We start from the raw sequence: 13680 nt of genomic DNA, 5'->3' as shown, positions 1-13680 counted from the left end.
TTGACGGGATCGGCGACTATGGGAGCATACACAACTCTCCGAAGGGTCCAAGAGGAATGATCGCCTGGGCTTTGGAATAGAGTCTCTAGCAAAATCGGGCTCCCAACCGCGAGAATTGGTGAGCAGCCAAGGACCGGGTTGTCGATCTAATCATTCCAGGAAATAGCTTGGGTCAGGCCCGCACCGATTATATCCTGAATACCCGAATACCTTTGCGAAATTTCGCTCATCACATTGAAGTCCGGCTTGCCGATAGTGGCGGAAAGGTATTCCTTGTATTTTGACGCACCGTTCCAATATTGGCCTTCATCGACCGCGACCTGAGCCTTCGTCGTGAAATTAGAGAAAAACTTAAAATGAAGAAGAGCGCCATAACTCTCCACGTGGTTACGCCAATAGGGTAGCGGAGCGTGAATTGAATTTAAGATCGTCAATCTATCTCCGTATACGAACGGATATTTGGTTAGGGTGTGCGTACCAAACGCCCGGCTTCTCGGGCCACCTCGGATTTTGATATTTTGCGGGCTCGTCGAGTAATCGTATCCTGAAGCATCGAAATGATCGGCTATCTCCCAAGGAGCGCGTTTTGGGTCAAACGGAAAGTCCCTTAAGTCTCCTGCCGGATACATGTCGATCATCGGCGCCAGCAGGTGCTTCATGCCTCTTTTTTGGATCCAACCGGCGAGGTCATGCAGGTTGTGGCGATCCATGCCATCATAAACCAGGTATTCATCCGCATCCACGATCACGTACCACCGGTTGAACCCGTATCTGCGGATTATATCCTGTCGCCAGAAAGTTCCGCGCCCTGCTTCTCCATAGGTCTTTCGTGAGATGAATACGTCCACATCTGGCTGGCTCAACAGAAATTCCCGTGTCCCGTCCTCAGAACGGTCATCGACAATGGCAAATCTGGAAACGCCGATCGATCGATAGTGATCAAGGAATGGAATTATCTCAGGGTATTCGTTCCTGACGACTGCCACAAGCAAGATTTCTTTTTGAGAAACTGGAGATAGATTTCCACGCGCTTCTAAATCGTCTTTCCTCAGCGAATTGCGAAATCTATACTGAATTGTGTCGGCAATCGATCTACGGAAAATATGAAACTGGCTTCTTTTCTTCATTTGAGCTCACAAATTTCAAGGGGCTGTCCGCACAAGGTCGCAGCGGCCATGTTCGGATCGCCATGTTTTTTTCGAACGTCGCTCATCACTCGACTTGTTATAGGTGATGGCAAAGGTGCTATGAAGGCGCGATCCAACTCGTCAACATCCAGTGGAGATGACTAGTGCCAGTCCAAGTTGATTTTATTGGCCCAATCTCGTTTGATTGCTTCGCGGAGCGCGCGCGTACGTTCTGCAAGCTGTGGGATTTTTTTCTCGTGGGTTTCAGCAAAGATCATATCGATCTTGTTCATCAATCCGCAGGATAATATCGATTCGAGAATTGGCACTTCCGCGCCCTCTACATCAATCTTCAGTATCCGCACTGGAGATCCAAGCCCTCTAACGAAATCAACTATGCTTAACTGCTCAACCTCAGTGTAGTCGTCTTTCGAGATGTTAGATTTGTCTGCATACAAGGAAGAGGATTGCGACCAAAAGTCTGGGTCAGAACTGAATTTACGTGACCGGTAGAGCTTCGCAGTCCCGGATTGGTCGGCAAGCGCCTGCTGATAGAGATGGACATTTTTGAATGCTCCAACGTTCTTGCGCAGCCGTTCGAAGGTGTAGGGGTCTGGCTCGAAGGCATGAACCGTCGAGCCCGTCTTAGCCAAGGCCGAGGTGATCTCACCCAGATTCGCGCCGGCATCTATGACAATATCGCCTGGCTTCAGCCGCCGGCAGGCCCGTCCGAACAGATACGAAGCATTCCATGAGGGACGCCCGAACCAACGGCTGTAAGCGTGATATTTTAGCAATTTAACGTTCATAGTCACACAAAAAGATCCTGTCGACTCCACTGAACGTCGGCACCAAAATCCTCTATGCGCAAAATCCAGATGAGAGGGAGACGTTCTATGCCAATTTTGGTGCTGCTCTGCAACAGCGTCGCCGCGATTCTTGGCGTGTCTTAGAGCAGTCGCTTTAATGATCGGGGCTTAGGGCCTATTTTCGGTTGGCTTTGAAGAGAGCGTTTGCGACGATAATGGGCTTCCGCACGACGGCAGTGATTGCGAGCTTTGGCGGCGTGCCGGCCGGATTGCGGCCAGCGGGGAAGCGGGCTAAACGTCGGGCATTGCTGTCAGCGGCCAACTATGACGATCATGGAGCGATGTGACATTGCTAGAGCGAGTTCGACGAAAGTATCTTCGGCTCCGCAAGCGACTGGGGTACAATCAACCTATCCATTTGGCGGCTGCGGACAAACTGAATAACAAGTATGGCGATTTTTCCAGTTCAGGCGTCATTACAATCCGTAAAAATGCAGTATTCACTCGAAAAGATATATTCTTCACGATGGGAAGTTGCTTTGCGGAGGAAATTCGTCTTGCGTTAACAAGCAAGCAGGTCGCCTGCGTTCCGTCTTACAGAAATATCAGTTTCGACCCAGCGCAAGCCATTGTAGATGAGCTGCCCGGGCGAGAGCATATGAACTTCTATAACACGTTCACTGTTCGCCTTCAGATTGAGCAAATGCTCGGCTTGTGGGATCAAGCCAATGACGACTGGTGGCAGATCAAAAAACCTGCGCCTTGGGGTCCGATCTGCTTTCAGGACCCCTACCGCCGTCTCATCCTCGCCAAATCTCCGGAAGTTCTCAAAGAGGTGATCGAGAGCATGAACAGGGAGATGCGGGTTGGCTTCGATGCGGCCACGGCATTCATATTTACCTTCGGAATGACTGAGGTCTTCATCAACAGGGCCAGTGGCAAGGTAGCAGCACAGAAACCGCTTTATCGTGGCGGAGGCGGAATGCAGGAAACGACGCTTCACGTCAGCAGCTTTCAGGAAAATTATGCCAACGTGATGGCTACCGTGGACATGGTCCGTCAACACAAACCCGATGCACCGATAATTCTCACAGTCTCACCGGTTGCATTGGCTCGGACGTTTCAAGACGCGGATGTCGTCACGGCGAACACTGAAGGCAAATCCGTTCTTCGGGCTGTGCTTGGTCAAGTCTGCCGGGAACGGGACAATGTCCATTACCTTCCCTCATTCGAGCTTGTCACCTATGGAGGCCTCACTCATAGCTACGAAGAGGACTTACGGCACGTAAAGAGATCGGTCGTCGACGACATCGTTGAACAGTTCTTCAACGCGTACTTTGCTCCGTCGTAGGCGTCATCGTACAGACACCCCGTGCCTTGCCGCCGTGACATCGTCTCTTCGTGTCGATGGAGAGTAGCCGCAGCCATTCAGCGCTAGACGTTTGTGGACGGAAACTAGACTAGCACAGCGCGCTCTTGACCGATATAACGCCGCCGACCTATCCAGCCACGAGAGGCTAATTGATGCTGTTTTGGAACACCCGCAAGAAATTCGCAGGAACGTGGGAGGATCGCCTCGACGGGCTGTTTTCGTGCGGGGTAGACTACGCCGGCAAGACGATCCTCGACGTCGGCTGCAATATGGGCATCGTCGCTTATGAAATCGCCAAGCATAGGCCGGCTTACATCCACGGCATCGACATCCTGAAACCGCATATCGGCGTGGCTCGCTCGATCTTTCTGGGATCTGGCGTCGAAAGCCGATTTGATGCCATGAGCTTGGGGAGCCGAAAGCTCCCATCCGTTCTCAAGGACAGCTATGATGTCGTTCTGCTCCTCGCTGTTTACCAGCATGTCCGCAGGGGATTGGGCCAGGATAAGGCTGATCGCATCTTTGCCGACATCGTCAACCGCGCACAGACCGTTGTGGCGCGGGTTCCAAAAGAAAAAGATACTCGTCTTCAGTCTTTAATCGAGGGCGCTGGATTCAGCTTATCTCATCGCCACCAGTCGCCGCGCGGTTGCACGGTTCAGGCTTATCATCGCCACTAGGGCTTGTTGCGTTCAGTCCCGCCTTGTCGCGCAGCGACATCTTGCGCTTTGGCGCCCGATATATTTCGCCACAGACTGACCGTTCCTATGTCGACCGTGACCGCGAGGTCCGATCGCGAACCTGCGGCTGGTTGACGCGGAATGCCGCGCACTAGCTTGCCTTTACGACAATCGCCTGCCCCGTTGGAAGTTCGATGATGCCTTCCGGGCGGTTTTCGAAAAATTGATCAAAGGCCTTTCGGGCTCCAGGACAGAGCGCAGAGCCGTAGTCGTCACATATGATCATGCCATTCGCGCACACCCGATCGTAGAAGAAGGCGAGCGCGTCACGTGTCGGCTCGTAAAGATCGACGTCAATATGGACCAGGGCGAAACGCCGGTCAGATACGTTGGAAAGAGTTTCCGGTATCCATCCGACATGAAAAGTGGTGTTGCTGAAGTCGGAAATATTCTCTCTGGCTACCTTCTCGTCGGTGCTGAGATCGCCGGACTTCCATGGTGTTCGGCCGTTTGGCTTGCGATCCTCTGCGGTCGGTTCCGAGAGGCCAGCGAACGAGTCAAAAAGGTGGTAGTGCCGTGGCCGAAGATCGCTCATCAGCATGAATATCGTCGACCGGCCTTGCCTTACGCCGCATTCGGCCACATCGCCGTCGATACGCTCGATCGATCGCAAGCAGCTTTGCAGGACGAAAGCCCGGGGATCTGGAATCCCACGGATGTTTTTGACCCGCTGCAGCGCCTTTCGGAAAAACGGCTGGTCTTTCCAGACCATATGACTGGAATAAACATAGAAGCCGTATTTGTCGGCCTTCTTCTGAGAGACCTTATACCAGGCCACGCCTCTGCGTTTTTTCGAAATGACAGCAAGTGCCGCGTCTCTCAATTTCATCCTGTATCCTCCAGCATTCGACATGTCCATAACACGGGCAGAAGAGAAAGCCCTACCGGCATCAGGCGCGGAATGAAATCGAGTTCCGGCTGAGGGACATTGGCTTATCGAGCGCCGCAAGGAAGCGCTTCCCGGTGCTCGTAATAAGCCTATGCCTGGAATGGAACGCCCATGCAGTGCGACTCAAGATCACGGGTCATGTGCCTGGGCCGGTGCGGAAACAAACGCGGAGCCGGGCATCTGGCCGTTCTCCGGCATGAGCGCCAGCGCCAGGCATTGTCGATCCGCTAATTCGGGAGGTTCAGTCGACTGCCCCGACCAGTACATCGGGGTGTTCGATTATCGCGACCCAGCGCCCGGTATGCGTAGACGACTGCCTTTTTATGAATCGATATCCAGTTACCGACCAAGGCTTCACATCGTCGTTGAGGTTGTCGAGCACATAGTCGCCTTTGTCGGTCTTGACGGTCAGCACCGCGTGCCCCTCGCCGTCCTGCTTCCTGACGACGGTGATCAGAAGGTTTGACAGCGATATGCCCTGCTGCCTGAGCAACTGGCGCTTGAGCAGGACATAATCCTCGCAGTCGCCGAGCGCGTGGTCAGGATATGACCAGAATTCCATCATGCCGTGAACGTCCAGATCGCTCGCGGGCCTGACCGATCTGTTCACCAGCTTGTTGACGGAGGCGAGCTTGCCTTCCATGCCCGCGGACAGAAGGACTGGAGCGCTCTTGCCTGATCGTATTGCGCACTCCGCGGCCCGCCGTCTGCAGAATTCGATGTAGCCGACAGGGACGGAGGTTGGCTGCCCGGTGGCCATGGCGCCAGGCACGACGTCGGCCGAAGCCTTCTCCATCGGCGTCGCGGACATCATCAAGCCTATCAGTAGGCCGGCACACAGCCATGCCCGCGGTACCACCAATCCCATTCGCCCCGCCCCAGAGGTAACAACCCGAAACAATCTTTAATACCGCGTTACCATCTTTTCATAAGCGCATCAACACAGCCGCCGCACAATTTAAAGCGACGGTCGCGAACCACCTGATGGTGGGCGCCGCGCGGTCGCCCGATCAGCAAATTATGCGTTCACCCGATCAGGGGAATTGTCCCGCTTTTACGTCATCGGCGTTCTTCGGCAGCTCCGCTTACCTGGACCTGATGACCGGCGCCCGACAGGTATCTGGCCGCGCAAACGCCGACAGGCGGCCAAAAAAATTGTAGCCAAATTTGTCGAAGTCCAAGGGCTGCGGGACCTCGCATGGATTCTCATACATTCGGATACACTTCGATAGCACTCGGGCAAACCTCTGCGACAGGCCCAGCGTAGTTTCATCCGTGAGCAGGAAGCCTCGTCATGATGGCGAGACAGAGAGCCGACGGGATTTCGCAAAGCAGGATTCAATTCCGCGCGAGCCGCCGTCGGCGGGTCTGCTCATTATTGAAAGGAATAGTACGATGAACAAACTTGTAACCGCTATTGCCCTCCTCGCCTTGTCGACAGGAGTCTCGCTCGCGGCCAATCAAAACCCGGACCGCGACCCGACCCGCGGCTTCCCTACTGGCGTCGACAACAGCGGAATGACCTTGGATACCAGTCACACGGCTTCCTTGCCTCAACCGGTGGTCGCTCCGAAAGAAGAACAGCCACAGCCCGGCAAGGTCCTTAGGGGTCGCGCGCCATGGGCGGGCAGCCGTTGATACGCTGAACTTTTCCTCCCATGCAAAATTGTCCAATCACCCCGCATTCAGCGGGGGTGGTTGGACAAGGGCGCCCGGGAAAATCGCGCCGATAGGGTGAATTCAATGTCTCAGGCGAGCGTGTCGAGGCGCCATGGCGAACAACCATGCGACAAGGCAGGCTCGGGCGACTTCTTCAGCGTCTCGGAAATGACCCTGGCAGCAGGGGAAGATCAAAGCTCAGGTCCCGAATCAACTTGCCGAGCGCCCCGGATCGTCGCTTCAAGGTCGATTTCGACGCCATAAGCGCTAGCGATACGCGCGTAGAACGTCGACGCCGGCTCACGACCGGCGTGCCGGACCTCATAGGATTCCAGCGCGCGCTCAACCACGTCGGCGATCGAGCGGTTCTCGCGCCGAGCCAGCCGGTGCGCAAGATCACGCGCCTTTGCGCTGCGCACGGAAAGCCGCGGTTCGACCATGTGGGACTCCCTTTGCCGTTGATAGAGCTTAATGGCTTTGCTAGCGAGACGCCAGTTGATGGCGTTCTGATGGGGGGCCATCCGGGATGCCGTCGTTCAAGCGATCGCCGCAAACCGGCGCCGCGCCGTTTGGTGGCACCCCCGCCATAGCGCAACATGTATAGACAACCGGCCGCAACTGGTGTTCGTTTCCAATTCGACCGCACGTTTTTTTTCGGGAATGCAGGAAACCGCCATGGACGCCGCTCGCCTGTTCGACCTGACGGGAAAAAAGGCGCTGGTGACGGGCGCCAGCCGCGGCATCGGCCAGGCCATGGCGGAGGCGCTCTCGGCGGCCGGTGCCGATGTGGCGGTGACCGCCCGCGACGAAAATTCCCTTCGTGAAACGGCGGACCGAATTAGCGCACATGGGCGAAGGTCGCTTTGCCGGTCTCTCGATGTGCTCGACACCGTTCGCATCCGCGTGGTGGTCGACGAGGTGGCGGATGCCTTTGGTGGGCTCGACATTCTGGTCAACAACGCCGGCTACGAAAAAGTCCAGCCCTCGCTCGACGTGGACGAGGCGGTATGGGACCGCATCGTATCGACCAATCTGAAGGGCGCCTTCTTCTGCGCGCAGGCTGCGGCGCGGCGGATGGCTGACGACAACAGCGGTGGCGCGATCATCAATCTTTGCTCGCTGACCTCCTATGTCGGCATTCCGACCGCGGTACCCTACGGCTCGTCCAAGTCCGGGCTTCTGGGCATGACCCGCGCACTCGCCGCGGAATGGGCATCGCTCGGCATCCGCGTCAACGCCATCGCTCCGGGGTATTTCCATACGGCGATGACGGACGCCTTTTATCAGGATCCCGACTGGCAGACGGCGATGCTGGCCAAGATCCCGCAGCGGCGCTTCGGCACGATGCAGGATCTGGCCGGCGCTGTCGTGTTTTTGGCGAGCGGGGCATCCGCCTATGTCACCGGGCATTGCCTCCCGATCGACGGCGGCTATCTCGCATCCATCTGAGCGACTGAGATGCGGCGCAACGAGGACTGTGTAGACCGAGCTTGTATATGGTTGTATATACCACCTGACACGCTGGGCGTTCTTGCATGCGACCGGCGACAAAAAGGGGAACCACAATGCAGGAGCGTTTTCGGGCCGCAGCTTCGCACGTAGCGGAAGGCGACGGGGAAATCGCCGTCACGGTCCGCAACGTCGGGATGGACTTCGATGGGGTTCAAGCCGTCAAGAACGCGTCCTTCGATCTGCCGAAGGGCCGGTTTCTCACCATTCTCGGGCCGTCTGGGTCCGGCAAGACAACCCTCCTGCGCATGATCGCCGGGTTCCAGACCCCGAGCAGCGGCGAGATCTTCATCAACGGTGAAGCGGTGAGCGCGGTGCCACCGCACAAGCGGTCGATCGGCATGGTCTTTCAGAGACTTGCCTTGTTTCCTCATATGACGGCGGCCGAGAATGTCGCCTTCCCGCTGAAGATGCGTCGGCGCGACGCACGCACCATTCCCGACCGCGTCGAGCGATATCTCGCTCTGGTGCGGCTCGGAGGCTATGGCAGCAGGCGCGTTCACGAACTGTCCGGCGGGCAGCAGCAGCGCGTCGCGATTGCGCGCGCGCTGGTGTTTGAGCCCGACCTGCTGCTTCTCGACGAGCCGCTCGCCGCACTCGACCGCAAGCTGCGCGAGGAAATGCAGCTCGAATTCCGCCGCATCCAGCGTGAGCTCGGCGTCACCACGATCAATGTCACCCACGACCAGCGCGAGGCGCTGGTAGTTTCCGACGATATCGTCGTCATGGATCAGGGCGAGATCCAGCAGAAGGCACGGCCGATCCACACCTACCGCCAGCCACGCAACGCCTTCGTCGCCAATTTCATCGGCGTCACCAACTTCATTGCCGGCACGGTACGGGCCGTATCGGAAATGGGCGATGTTTCCATCGTTCGGGGTGACCTGATGCTTGCCGGAAAGGTCGGCGATCCGGTCAATCCGCCTGCCGAGGGCGACAAGGCATCGGGAGCGATCCGTGCCGAACAGATCCGTCTCGCCGGCGATGCTGCGCAGCTGTCGAAGCTTGATTGCATGCTGGCCGGGACTGTGACCGACACCATCTTCGAAGGCGAGCGCATGGTCTACGAGGTAGCCTGCGCCGCAATTGGCGACGAGGTCATTCGCGTTTTCGACCATGATCCCGCCGCGCACACGCAGTTCGACATAGGCGAAAGCGTGTTCCTGGGGTGGAATGCCAGGGACATGCTTGTTTTTCGATAGAACCGGAGACCGGTCAAACCCAGAGGAGAATGCAGATGAAGCGCTTCAAGCCGAAGATATCCCATCTTTCCCGCAGAACCTTCCTTCAGGCCACCGCTGCGCTCGGCGGCGCCTCAGCGCTCGGCCTGCGCGGCGCCTATGCGCAGGAACCGGAAAAGCCGGCGGAGATCATCGTGCGCGCCTGGGGCGGCAGCTGGGTGGATAGCCTGAAGGCCGGGGTGTCCGACAGCTTCACCAAGATGACGGGGATTGCTGTCCGTCACGACCTGACCGAAGACAACGAGATTCAGCCCAAGGTCTGGGCGGCCGTGGCGCAGAAACGCGTCCCGCCGATCCATATCAACTGGGACACCACCACCAATGCCACGAAATCGGCACTGCGCGGCGTGACGGAAGACCTCTCCGACCTGCCGAACCTCGCCAATGTGACGGACCTTGCCAAGCCGGCCGGCCTGGAAGGTTTCCCGATCGTCAATACCTACGGTTATGTCTATGTGCTTGCCTATCGGCCTGCGGCATTCCCGGACGGACCGCCCAAGTCCTGGAAAGATCTGCTCGACCCGAAGTTCAAGGGTCGGCTTGCCTTCTACAATGACGGCATCGGCTTCCATTTCCCGGCCCAGGTCGCCGGTGGTGGTAAGCTGGAGGACATTCCCGGCAACATGCAGCCGGCATGGGATTTCATCACCAAGATGAAGGCACAGCAGCCGCTGCTGGGCGAAGATCCCGACTTCACCACCTGGTTCCAGAACGGCGAGATCGACGCCGCCTGCACCATCTCGACCAACGCCCGGGAGGCGCGCAAGAACGGCGTCAAAATCGAATGGGTGGTGCCGGAAGAGGGTGCAAAATTTGACACTGACGGTCTGTGGATCCCCAAGGGCCTGCCGGAAAACGAACTCTACTGGGCCAAGCAGTACATCAATCACGCCTTGACCAAGGAAGCCCAGCAGATCTGGCTGGACGGGCTTGGCTTGCCGGGCGTGGTGCCGGGCCTCACCCCGCCCAAGGATCTGGTGGGCGATCCGTCCTATCCGACCACTGAAGCGGATTTCCAGCGCCTTATCCGCATCTCGTCGAAGATCCAGGTCGAGAACGAGAGCGAGTGGTTTTCCAAGTTCAAGGCGATCATGCAGGGCTGACGCCGGTCGGCCGGTGCTGCGCTAACTCTTTGTTTTTACGCAATTCCGGACGGAAAACCGCTATACACTTTTCCTGGAATTGCTCTAGCGCGGCACCGGTTCCTTCACGACGTCGGATACGGATTTTTCATGCGGGCAGCCAGGACAGCCTATCCCCTGACATGGCGCATCATGGATGCGTTGGAAGGCGTTGCCGCCGCTATCTGGCCGGCGCGGTTCAGGCGCGCTACGCCCTATCTGATGCTGCTTCCGGCGGTGCTGCTTGTCGGGCTGCTCGTGCTTGGTCTCATCCAGATCGCGGATGCCAGCCTGCGCACGCTCGACACCACCACCTTCCAGTTCTCCGACGACTATTCCATCGCCAATTTCCGCCGCGCGCTGACCGAGCCACTGTTCCTGGTCGTCGCGCAGCGCAGCCTCGTTGCCGCCCTGATCGTCACCGCGGTGACGCTCGTCTTCGCCTTTCCCTACGCCTATCTGATGGTGCGCACGCGTTCGCCAGGATTGCGCAAATTCCTGCTGATCGCGCTGTTCCTGCCGTTCTTCATCGGCCAGGTGGTGCGTGCCTATGGCTGGCTGATCATCCTCGGCAACCAGGGCATGGTGAACGAGGCGCTCGGCCTTGTCGGGGTGGCCCCGATGCGGCTCATCTATAACTACCCCGCCGTGCTGTTCGGCCTCGTCCAGTACATGCTGCCGTTTGCCGTACTGATGCTGGCGCCGGCGCTCACCGCCATTCCCGAAGAGCTGGAGGCAGCCGCTGGATCGCTCGGCGCGAACTGGGTTCGCACGTTCATCCACGTCGTGCTGCCACTCGCTCGTCCAGGCTTCGTCGGCGCCGGCGTGGTGGTGCTGACGCTTTCGCTCACCGATTTCGCAGTCCCCGCGATCCTTGGCGGCGGCTCGCAGGATTTCATCGCCAACGCCATCTACGACCAGTTCTTCCGCACCTCCGACCAGGGTCTCGGCGCGATGCTGGCGCTTATGCTGGTCGCGCTCGGGTCAATCCTTGTCGGCTTGGTGTTCGCGCTGTTTGGAGCCGGAACGCTCGCCATGGGGAGGTCGCGGGCGTGAGCGGCTCGCGCAGCAAATCGATTGTCCTGTGGACCCTGGTGACGATCGCCCTGGTGACCCTTTCGGCGCCGACGATCGTGGTGCTCGGCGCTTCCTTTACCGACGGCAACATCATCACGTTTCCGCCGGATGGACTGTCGCTGCGGTGGTACGCGCGTATTTCGCAGGCCTCCGACCTGCGCAATGCTTTCATGCGCACGCTCCAGGTCGCGACGGTCTGTACGATCGTTGCCATTCCAGTGGGCACGCTGGCCGGCATCGCGCTGGCGAAATATGCGGTGCGTTTTGAGAAGACGATCCAGATTTATCTGCTGCTGCCATTCACCATCCCGCTGATCGGATCGGGCATCGGCCTCATGCTGATCTTCGGCAACGCCGGCATTCTCGGCCAGCTCTGGCCGGTCGGCATCGCCTGCTGCGTTATCAACCTGCCCTTCATGATCTGGGCGGTGACGGCGAGCGCCACCGGGCTTGACCCGGACCTTGAACTGGCCGCCGCCAATTGCGGCGCGCCGCCGCTCCAGGTGTTCTTCTCCGTCACCTTGCCGGCGGTCATGCCGGGGGTGATCACCGGCTCGCTGCTGATGTTCATTCTTGCGCTCAACGAATTCCTGGTCAGCCTGCTGCTCGTGGATGCGCGAATCGTGACGCTGCCGGTGCTGATCTACAACTCCATCCGCTCGATCATCACGCCGGATCTCGCCGCGATCTCCGTGGTCTTCATCGCCTGCTCGGCCGTCGCCGTTTTCCTGCTCGACAGGCTGGTCGGGCTCGACATCTTCCTGAAATCGAAATGAGGAAAGCCGGCTCGTCGGGCCGCAAAGGAAATCCTATGCCAAACGTATCATTCCACGATTTGAGCCAACTCGACGCCGCCGCTCGTTCGGCATTGATGCGGCGCTCAGAGACCGATCTCTCTGGCTTTATGGAGAAGGCCGCACCGATCATCGAGGCGGTCCGAACAGAAGGCGACGCCGCGCTCGTTCGCTTCGCCCGCGACTTTGACAAGGCAGATCTCGATGCCACGCGACTGAAGGTCAGCCCCACCGAGTTCGACGCCGCCTTCGGCATGGTCGACGAGGACGTGATCGCCGCCATTCGCTTCGGCATCGACAACATCCGGCATTTCCACGAAGAGCAGAAACCGGAAGCGATGTGGCTCAAGGAAATGCGGCCCGGCGCCTTTGCCGGCGACCGCTTCACGCCGATCCGCTCGGTGGCGCTCTATGTCCCGCGCGGCAAAGGGGCGTTCCCTTCGGTGACAATGATGACCGCAGTGCCCGCAGTGGTGGCGGGCGTCCCGGAGCTTGCCATCGTCACGCCGCCGGCGCCCGATGGTTCGGTGGACGCAGCGACGCTGGTTGCGGCGCGCCTCGCCGGCGTCGAAACGGTCTACAAATGCGGCGGCGCGCAGGCGGTGGCCGCGGTCGCCTACGGCACAGAGACGATCAAGGCCGCGCTCAAGATCGTCGGTCCGGGCAGCCCTTGGGTGGTTGCGGCCAAGCGGCTGCTTGCCGGCGTCATCGATCCTGGCCTTCCCGCCGGCCCGTCTGAAGCGATCATCCTCGCCGACGACAGCGTGCATGGCGGGCTGGCCGCGCTCGACCTCCTCATCGAGGCGGAGCACGGACCGGACTCGTCTGCCTATCTGGTGACCCACAGCCGCCGCGTGGCGGAGGAGGCACTGGCCGCGCTGCCGGAGCACTGGGCGCGCATGAGCGAGCAACGGGTCGCGTTCTCCACCGCGGTGCTGACCGGCGCCTGTGGCGGCATCGTGCTGACGGCCTCGATCGAGGAGAGCTACCGCTTCATCAACGACTACGCACCGGAGCACCTGGAGATCCTCTCCACCGATCCCTTCGCGCATCTTGGCCACATCACCGAAGCTGCCGAGATCCTGATGGGACCGCACACGCCGGTCTCGATCGGCAATTTCGGGCTGGGCCCCAACGCCGTGCTGCCGACCAGTCGCTGGGCGCGTACTTGTGGACCGCTCTCGGTCACGGATTTCGTCAAGCGCTCTTCGATCGGCTACGTGACGGCCGCGGCCTATCCGGAATTCGCGCGCCATGCCCGCACACTTGCCCGCTATGAAGGCTTCTCCTCGCATGAACACGCCGTCTCCAGCGTGCGCGACCGATATCTGGCGCGGTAGCG

General features: G+C 58.9%; 14 protein-coding genes. 9 read left to right on the top strand and 5 right to left on the bottom strand.

The window, feature by feature from the left end; translation table 11 throughout:
- Positions 1-146: 146 nt before the first annotated feature.
- Positions 147-1127, bottom strand: coding sequence for a glycosyltransferase family 2 protein (locus AC0L2A_RS01140; protein WP_473607185.1), 981 nt, complete (start codon positions 1125-1127; stop codon positions 147-149).
- 161 nt (positions 1128-1288) lie between these two features.
- Positions 1289-1936, bottom strand: coding sequence for an FkbM family methyltransferase (locus AC0L2A_RS01135; protein ID WP_473607313.1), 648 nt, complete (start codon positions 1934-1936; stop codon positions 1289-1291).
- A gap of 418 nt (positions 1937-2354) precedes the next feature.
- Here AC0L2A_RS01135 and AC0L2A_RS01130 point away from each other — a divergent pair, with 418 nt between their 5' ends.
- Together AC0L2A_RS01130 and AC0L2A_RS01125 are read left to right on the top strand one after the other, a co-directional pair.
- Entirely contained in the window at positions 2355-3287 is a 933-nt protein-coding gene (locus tag AC0L2A_RS01130; protein WP_473533787.1) for a GSCFA domain-containing protein, read from the top strand.
- 173 nt (positions 3288-3460) lie between these two features.
- Positions 3461-3988: a class I SAM-dependent methyltransferase gene (locus tag AC0L2A_RS01125; RefSeq protein WP_473475393.1), complete on the top strand. Its 528-nt coding sequence runs from the start codon at positions 3461-3463 to the stop codon at positions 3986-3988.
- A 151-nt stretch (positions 3989-4139) separates the two neighbouring features.
- On the opposite strand, the gene AC0L2A_RS01120 is transcribed toward AC0L2A_RS01125, so the two are convergent.
- Both AC0L2A_RS01120 and AC0L2A_RS01115 read right to left on the bottom strand, forming a co-directional pair.
- On the bottom strand, positions 4140-4877 hold the full coding sequence (locus tag AC0L2A_RS01120; protein WP_036264615.1) for a TylF/MycF/NovP-related O-methyltransferase: 738 nt from the start codon (positions 4875-4877) through the stop codon (positions 4140-4142).
- 301 nt (positions 4878-5178) lie between these two features.
- On the bottom strand, positions 5179-5751 hold the full coding sequence (locus AC0L2A_RS01115; protein ID WP_473607184.1) for a transglutaminase-like cysteine peptidase: 573 nt from the start codon (positions 5749-5751) through the stop codon (positions 5179-5181).
- Between the two features lie 581 nt (positions 5752-6332).
- Here AC0L2A_RS01115 and AC0L2A_RS01110 point away from each other — a divergent pair.
- The gene (locus AC0L2A_RS01110) at positions 6333-6575 is read left to right on the top strand and encodes a hypothetical protein (RefSeq protein WP_128172150.1); all 243 of its coding nucleotides are present in this window, start codon (positions 6333-6335) and stop codon (positions 6573-6575) included.
- Positions 6576-6787: 212 nt separating this feature from the next.
- On the opposite strand, the gene AC0L2A_RS01105 is transcribed toward AC0L2A_RS01110, so the two are convergent.
- The gene (locus AC0L2A_RS01105; RefSeq protein WP_473607183.1) at positions 6788-7036 is read right to left on the bottom strand and encodes a plasmid stabilization protein; all 249 of its coding nucleotides are present in this window, start codon (positions 7034-7036) and stop codon (positions 6788-6790) included.
- Positions 7037-7271: 235 nt separating this feature from the next.
- On the opposite strand from AC0L2A_RS01105, the gene AC0L2A_RS01100 reads away from it, so the two are divergent.
- The 6 genes from AC0L2A_RS01100 (at position 7272) to hisD (ending at position 13678) form a co-directional block, all read left to right on the top strand.
- Positions 7272-8045: an SDR family NAD(P)-dependent oxidoreductase gene (locus AC0L2A_RS01100; protein WP_473607182.1), complete on the top strand. Its 774-nt coding sequence runs from the start codon at positions 7272-7274 to the stop codon at positions 8043-8045.
- Between the two features lie 116 nt (positions 8046-8161).
- The gene (locus AC0L2A_RS01095) at positions 8162-9307 is read left to right on the top strand and encodes an ABC transporter ATP-binding protein (RefSeq protein WP_473607181.1); all 1146 of its coding nucleotides are present in this window, start codon (positions 8162-8164) and stop codon (positions 9305-9307) included.
- 35 nt (positions 9308-9342) lie between these two features.
- Positions 9343-10449, top strand: coding sequence for an ABC transporter substrate-binding protein (locus AC0L2A_RS01090; RefSeq protein WP_473509484.1), 1107 nt, complete (start codon positions 9343-9345; stop codon positions 10447-10449).
- Positions 10450-10578: 129 nt separating this feature from the next.
- On the top strand, positions 10579-11523 hold the full coding sequence (locus tag AC0L2A_RS01085; protein ID WP_027156433.1) for an ABC transporter permease: 945 nt from the start codon (positions 10579-10581) through the stop codon (positions 11521-11523).
- Positions 11520-12320: an ABC transporter permease gene (locus tag AC0L2A_RS01080; protein WP_473607180.1), complete on the top strand. Its 801-nt coding sequence runs from the start codon at positions 11520-11522 to the stop codon at positions 12318-12320. Before AC0L2A_RS01085 ends, AC0L2A_RS01080 begins: the two co-directional genes overlap by 4 nt.
- 35 nt (positions 12321-12355) lie before the next feature.
- The gene (hisD, locus tag AC0L2A_RS01075; RefSeq protein ID WP_473607179.1) at positions 12356-13678 is read left to right on the top strand and encodes a histidinol dehydrogenase; all 1323 of its coding nucleotides are present in this window, start codon (positions 12356-12358) and stop codon (positions 13676-13678) included.
- The last annotated feature ends 2 nt before the right edge of the window (positions 13679-13680 follow it).

Source organism: Mesorhizobium sp. WSM4844, assembly GCF_055811775.1.
Note: the sequence above shows the minus strand (reverse complement) of the source record. Positions and strands in the feature narration are given on the sequence as shown.